5 protein-coding genes are annotated in these 6,250 nt (G+C 70.1%); 2 read left to right on the forward strand and 3 right to left on the reverse strand.

The features are described from left to right. Nucleotides 1-5: 5 nt before the first annotated feature. Entirely contained in the window at nucleotides 6-788 is a 783-nt protein-coding gene (gene pduB, locus EII35_RS08835) for a propanediol utilization microcompartment protein PduB (RefSeq protein ID WP_125228102.1), read from the reverse strand. 8 nt (nucleotides 789-796) lie between these two features. Then, entirely contained in the window at nucleotides 797-1,075 is a 279-nt protein-coding gene (locus tag EII35_RS08840) for a BMC domain-containing protein (protein WP_125228103.1), read from the reverse strand. A 235-nt stretch (nucleotides 1,076-1,310) separates the two neighbouring features. Between EII35_RS08840 and EII35_RS08845 the strand changes: the two genes are divergently transcribed. After that, nucleotides 1,311-2,639, forward strand: a complete 1,329-nt coding sequence (locus tag EII35_RS08845; RefSeq protein WP_125228104.1) for a PocR ligand-binding domain-containing protein — start codon at nucleotides 1,311-1,313, stop codon at nucleotides 2,637-2,639. Between the two features lie 12 nt (nucleotides 2,640-2,651). On the opposite strand, the gene EII35_RS08850 is transcribed toward EII35_RS08845, so the two are convergent. Further along, the gene (locus EII35_RS08850) at nucleotides 2,652-4,946 is read right to left on the reverse strand and encodes a DUF7824 domain-containing protein (protein WP_125228105.1); all 2,295 of its coding nucleotides are present in this window, start codon (nucleotides 4,944-4,946) and stop codon (nucleotides 2,652-2,654) included. Between the two features lie 64 nt (nucleotides 4,947-5,010). Here EII35_RS08850 and EII35_RS08855 point away from each other — a divergent pair, with 64 nt between their 5' ends. After that, entirely contained in the window at nucleotides 5,011-5,805 is a 795-nt protein-coding gene (locus EII35_RS08855) for a class I SAM-dependent methyltransferase (protein WP_125228106.1), read from the forward strand. Nucleotides 5,806-6,250 lie beyond the last annotated feature (445 nt).

A 6,250-nucleotide genomic window follows, 5' to 3' on the forward strand; every position in this document is an offset into this window, starting at 1 on the left:
AGTCCTCAGATGTAGGGGGTGGTGACGGATTCGGCGGTGCCGCCGAGTGCACTGATGAGGGACAGGCCGACGTCGCGGGCGGCGACGATGGCCTGCCGGACCGCGCCGGAGTCGCCGCTCAGGAACGCGATGGCCTCGTTGGAGAAGCTGGTGCCGCTGGCGGGGCTGGCGTAGCCGACGAGGTCGACGTTCGCGGCCTTGACCGCGGTGTCGGCCATGACGACGCCGATGGCGGCGGGCCCGCCGACGGTGATCCCGAACGCCTTCTCCAGCGGTGCCCCGAAGGCCTTCGCGAGGGCGTGGGAGGCGCGGGCGGTGTACTGGAACTCCAGGTGTCCGGCGTCGTTGGCGTAGACGTCGCCGAAGGTGCGGTCCAGCTCGCCGAGCGCCACCTCGACGGCGCGGCGGGCGTCGGAGACGTCCTCGGAGCCGAACACGATGAGGGAGCCGTGGCCGGCGCCGCCCTTGGTGTCGCGGGGCAGTTCGATGGCGAGGATCTCGGTGTTGGTGGCCTTGACCGCCTCGTCGGCGGCGAAGATGTGGGGTCCGGCACCGGTGCGGGCGCCGAGGATGCCGATGGAGCGGTACTTCTTGCCGAGTTTCATCCCGTCGCTGAGCTGCTGGTCGACGTTCGCGATGACCAGGCCGATGGTGTCACCGAGGGGGTTGACCCCCACGAACTCGGTGGCGCTGGGGGTGGGTGCGGCTGCCGAGGGGGCTGTGGCGGCGGGGGTGCCCATCTTCTTGACGACCTCCGCCAGAACCTTGTTGATGAGGTCCTCGGACATGGGTCACCTCACTTCCCCTGCTTCGGCAGGATCTGCTCCACGTCGCTGTGGGGGCGCGGGATGACGTGGACGCTGATGAGTTCGCCCACCCGCCCGGCCGCAGCGGCTCCGGCATCGGTGGCGGCCTTGACCGCACCGACGTCGCCACGCACCATGACGGTGACGTATCCGGCGCCGATCCTCTCGCTGCCGATGAGGTGCACGTTGGCGGACTTGACCATGGCGTCGGCGGCCTCCACCGCGCCGACGTAGCCCTTCGTCTCGACCATTCCGAGCGCTTCCTGCATGGGTGACTCCTTCGTCGTGGACCCGTGGCGGACGGACCGACGGTGGTCCGTTCCTGCGACGTTAACGTGATCCGGATACACAGTTCGCCCGAGCTGTTACACATCTTTGATCCGAATCGGTTGTGTGGTGGGGTGGGGCCTTCTATCGTGGTGGTCACCCCGGACGGAGTTGTCATGACGGAACGGAGCGGCGGGACCGAGAGCCCGCAGGAGTTCGGTCGGGGCCGGAGGCGTCGTGCTGAATCGTGACGTGAACCCGGTCCCGGCGTCGATGGATCTGCGCGCGCTCGTCGACGTGAGGGAGCTGCAGCGCATCCAGGATGAGTTCGCCGCGGACACGGGTCTCGCCATGATCACCGTCGATGCCCTCGGGCGTCCCGTGACGGAGGCGTCCCGGTTCACGAACCTGTGCCAGTTCCTGCGACGCGACCCGGCGATCCGGGCGAAGTGTCACACCTGCGACGCGCACGGCGGGTTGCAGAGCGCGATCGAGGGCAGGCCCGTCGTGTACCGGTGCCATGCGGGTCTGGTGGACTTCTCGGTGTCGATCATGTGGGGGGAGCAGTACCTCGGCGCGGTGATGGCGGGGCAGGTGCTGCTTGCGTCGGGGCAGGAGAACCTGCGGCAGATCCTCGCCGCGTCGGACCTGGCCGGGGATCCGCAGGCCGCTTCCCTGATGGATGAGGTGGCGGTGGTGGACCTCGGGAAGCTGCAGGCCGCTGCCAACGAGGTGGTGCAGCTGGCGAACGCGAGGCTCGGCTCCACCCTCGGGCAGGCGGATTTCGCGACGACGGGTCGGGTGCTGGGCCGGTTGAGTCGCCCTGCCGAGGGTGGGGACGGTTTCGCGCCGCTGCTGGGTGGGACCCGGAAGCTGCTGCCGTTGGTGCCCGTCGAGTCCCCTGTGGGCGGGGTGCGGATGGATGCGGAGCTGCTGGCGCGCAACGTCGCCCAGGGGGATCTGGCGGCGAACCTGACCCTGCTGGGGGATTTCCTTGACCGGCTGCTGCCGCGGTGGAGCCAGAAGGTGGATCCCAGTGAACTCTCCGAGTACGAGGATCTTCTCATCGGGATCGCGACGGGGGAGTCGACGCAGTGCGGGCGGGAGATGTCGCAGCTGGTGATCCGGCACCGGGGCAGGCGTCGCGGCCCGATGAACCGCTACGAGTGCCAGCTGTACTGCGAGAAGCTGCTCATCCGGGTCCACGACCTCATCGCGTCGGCCGCCTCCGGAGGGGAGCCGACGCTGGTGTCGCTGCTCAACGAGATCGAACGGAACCCGACGGCGTTCCTCACGCTGCGTCGGGCGGCGGCCCATCTGATGTGGTCGGAGTCGCATTTCGCGAGGAAGTTCAAGGAGTACACGGGGCAGAGTTTCATCACCTATGTGACGGCGAAGCGGCTGGAGCGGGCCAAGCTGGCGCTGGCCCACACCGACAAGCCGGTGATGCGGATCGCGGCCGAGCTGGACTTCTCGCCGCTCAACTACTTCTCGCGCATCTTCAAGAAGCACGTCGGCCAGACCCCCACCCAGTACCGCAGGGAGCACGCGGCCCGGGCCGCCTGAGGTCGAGCCCGGTCAGCGGCGGGCGAGGGCGGCCGCGACGGGGCCCGTCGGGGCGGCGTCGGCGGGCACGTCCGGCTGGTGGGCGGCGAGGATGTCGAGGACCGCGCGGAGGCTGACCGGGGGTTTCCGGCGGGCCAGGAGGTCGTCGGCGACGGCGTTGAGCAGCGGCCACACCAGGGCCAGTCCGCCCGCCTCCGCGACGACGTCGAGGACCTCGGCGAGGCGCTGTGGCCGCACCGTGAACCACTGGAGTTGTGGGTTGCGCCAGGCGGCCACCAGGTCGTCGGGGGTGAGGCGGCCCTGGTCCCAGGCGTCCACCAACAGGCTGGCGTAGTTCTCGTGGCGGGCCTTGGCGAGGTTGCCGCCGATGGCGACGACGGCCAGCGCCAGCAGCGGTTCGAACCGGGAGGCGGCGGCCAGCGCGGGGGCGAGGGTGTCGAGGACCTGCCAGCCGGGGTGAGTGGCGAGGAGACGCAGCGCCTCCACCGCGGGCAGCGTCGGATGCGCTGGCAGCAATGACATCCCGGAACAGCAGGTGGCATGGAAGGTGGAGCTGAGGTTGCGGTTCTCCCTGCCGTGGGGGAGATCCAGCAGGGTCAGGGTGGGTGGCTCCCCTCCCTGCAGCGTCGCGGAGTTGAGGTCCTCGCCGACGAGGCGGCCGGGTGGGGCTGGCTGGTCCCGCCAGGCGGCGATGACGTCGGGGAGGGTGTGGGTCGTGCCCTCGATGGGCAGGTCGAACGGGGAGAGGTCGGCGGGCGTCGTGGCATGGTCCACGCGGGCGAGGGCGGCGGCGACGTCGACGGGTCGGGCCGCGAGCCCGGCCTCGCGGTAGCGGCCGACGCGTTCGGCCAGACCGTCCCAGGACACGTGGAGCGGGCGGTGGGTCGGGGTGGCGAGCAGGCAGGGCAGGGTGCCCAGCCCGTCGATCACCTCCTGGACCCGACGCAGGGCCAGCGCGGTCCGGTTCACGGCCGTCACCATGCGCCGTCTCTCCGCGGCATAGCGGTCTCGCCCGATCGCGATCCCGAGCAACTCCCCGAAATCGCCGGTGAACCAGTCGATGTCCTCAATCACATCGTCGAAAATCTCCAGTGCGGCCTCCCTGCCGTGGGCCTGGGCGGTTGCGACGAGGGAGGACAGCAACATGTCGATGGTCTCCGGGTCCTCCTCATCGATCGCCTCGGCCAGAAGGGTGTCCAGTTCGGGACCTTGGAGGGGCGGCGTCTCGACGAGCGGCGACGACCCCGGTCCGCTCGGCTCCCGCCACAGCCCCTGCGGCGAGACGGCCTCGGGGGTGGCTTCCCAGGCCTTCAGCAGGGCCCGGGCCGGGGCGGCGAGGGTGGAGTCCTTCGCCGTCGCCACGGCTTGGACGGTGCTGAGCAGGTCGGCGTCGGGCTCGGTCACTCGTTGCAGGGCGGCCAGGACCCGGAGTTTCAGGGCCTTCTCGGGGCGGGGCAGGACGGCGACGGCGATGTCGGTGAGCTCGGCGTCGTTGAGTTCGGGGCGCAGGCAGTGGTCGAGGAACACGCCAGCGGTCTTGGGGGAGGCGGCGGACAGTGCCGCGATCACCCGTCCCCGCTGCTCCCACAGCTGATGGTTGAGTCCGAGGTGTTCCAGCCAGGTCAGGGCCCCGGCCTGCGAGTTGCGGTTGTCGCCGCGCTCGATCATCTGGATGAGCTGGGAGGCCAGCGAGTCGTCGAGCTCCCCGGCGGCGCGGAGCGCCCTGGCGCCGTCGCGGATCTGTTCGTCGGTGGTCCGTTCGTGGTATCTCAGGCCGTTGCGGACCTCGGTGAGGAGGGTGAACTGCTCCACCCAGCGGATGCCCGGGCGCGGTGCCGAGCAGTGGATGAGCCAGTCCTCCAGGTAGGCGGGGTTCGACGGCAGCGGCAGCTCGTGGGCGATGACCAGCGGCGCCAGCATGTCGGCGGCTCTGCCCGCGATGGCGTTCTTCTTCATCACCCCCGCGACGAAGGCGGCGGCCCAGTCGCGGTCCCGGGCGGCGACCCGGTCCTTGAGGCGCTGGTAGCCGACCGGTTCGCCCGGCAGCAGCCCCATCGTGAACTGGGTGAAGGCCGAGATCAGCTGGGCGGGGGTCGCCTCCAGGCAGGCCAGCAGCACGACGAGGTTCTCCCAGAACTGGGCGGCGGGGGAGCGGCGACGGAGCTGGGGGAGCTGCTTCTTCACGGCCCGGTCGAGGGCGGTTCGTTCCTCGTCGTTCAGGGCGTCGACGGCAGCGACCACGTCCTTCGTCTCGTGCGGATACTCCAGGAGGGTGACGATGCGTTCGAAGGTCCAGTCCGAGGTCATGGGATCATTGTGGCCAGCCACGCTGACAGAGGTTGTCGGGTGTTGAACTGTGGGAAGGGGCCGGATGGGCACGGGATGGAGTGGCGGCGCCGCTGTCGCCTACGAGATGAGTTTCGCGCGGTTGTGCGCCGGGGCGGTTCCGGCCATCCTCGCGGCGCTGCCGTCGGCTGCGACTGGGCGGCTGCTGGATGTCGGGGCGGGGACGGGAAGGTTGAGTGTCGCCGCGGCGGCGCGGGGCTGGCGGGTCACGGCGTTGGAACCGGACGAGGACATGCTCGCGGTGGCACGGAGTCGGGGAGCGAAGGGGGTGGAGTGGATCTCGGGTGGGGCGCCGGGGATACCGTTCCCGGACCGGATGTTCGACCATGCGGTGGCCTCGTTCGTCGTCAATCATGTGGCGTCGCCCCGGCGGACGCTGCGTGACATGGTGCGTGTGGTGGTGCCGGGTGGCAGGGTCATCGCGACCGTCTGGGAGGCATCGAAGGGCGAGATCAACCAGCTCTGGCAGGCGGTGACGTCGGTGAAGGGTTTCGAGGCGCCGCCCGCACGGAGGCTACCGCCGGAGGAGGACTTCGAGCGGAGCCCGGAGGGTCTGGCGCGATTGGGTGAGGAGTGCGGGCTGGAGGTCGCGGCGGCGCGAACGGTGTCGTGGGAGTTCGTCATCGAGCCCGGGGACCTCTGGCAGGGCCCCGAGCACGGGATCGCGGGCATCGGTCGTGCCTACCTGGCGCAGGACGAGACGGTGCGGGAACGGATGCGGAGTGCCTACGACGAGGTGGCGGCAGCAATGGCCCAGGACGGCCTCCTCCACCTGAGGTCGCACGCCGTGCTGGTGGAGGCCGTGGTCCCGACCACCTGATCCCGGCCTCCCGGGCGGCCCCTCCTCCGCGAGGGTCCCTGCACATCCTGTCCGGGTCTCGGCTGTCGGGGGTGCTGTGGTCTCGGATCGCCACCTTCCGCTGGTCGAGCCGCGAAGCGAAGCGAGCGTGGCGAGACCACCACAACAGTCCCAGCGAACCGTCGCCGGGTCTCGACACGGGCCCCTCCACTACGTTCCGGGTCCCGGCTCGACCAGCGGGAACGGGAGAACCGATGACGGGCAGCATGTGCGACCGGGTCGCTGCTTTTCCGTTGGTCGAGCCGCGAAGCGAAGCGAGCGTGTCGAGACCTCCGTAAGAGTGCCTGCGAACCCTCACCAGGTCTCGACACGGGTCCCTCCACTACGTTCCGGGTCCCGGCTCGACCAACGGAGAAAGGGGATCTTCACCAGGTCTCGACCATCGGGCGCGTTGCGCGCTCAGCTC

Origin of the sequence: Arachnia propionica, from assembly GCF_003932785.1 — a bacterium.
Lineage (GTDB): Bacteria > Actinomycetota > Actinomycetes > Propionibacteriales > Propionibacteriaceae > Arachnia > Arachnia propionica_B.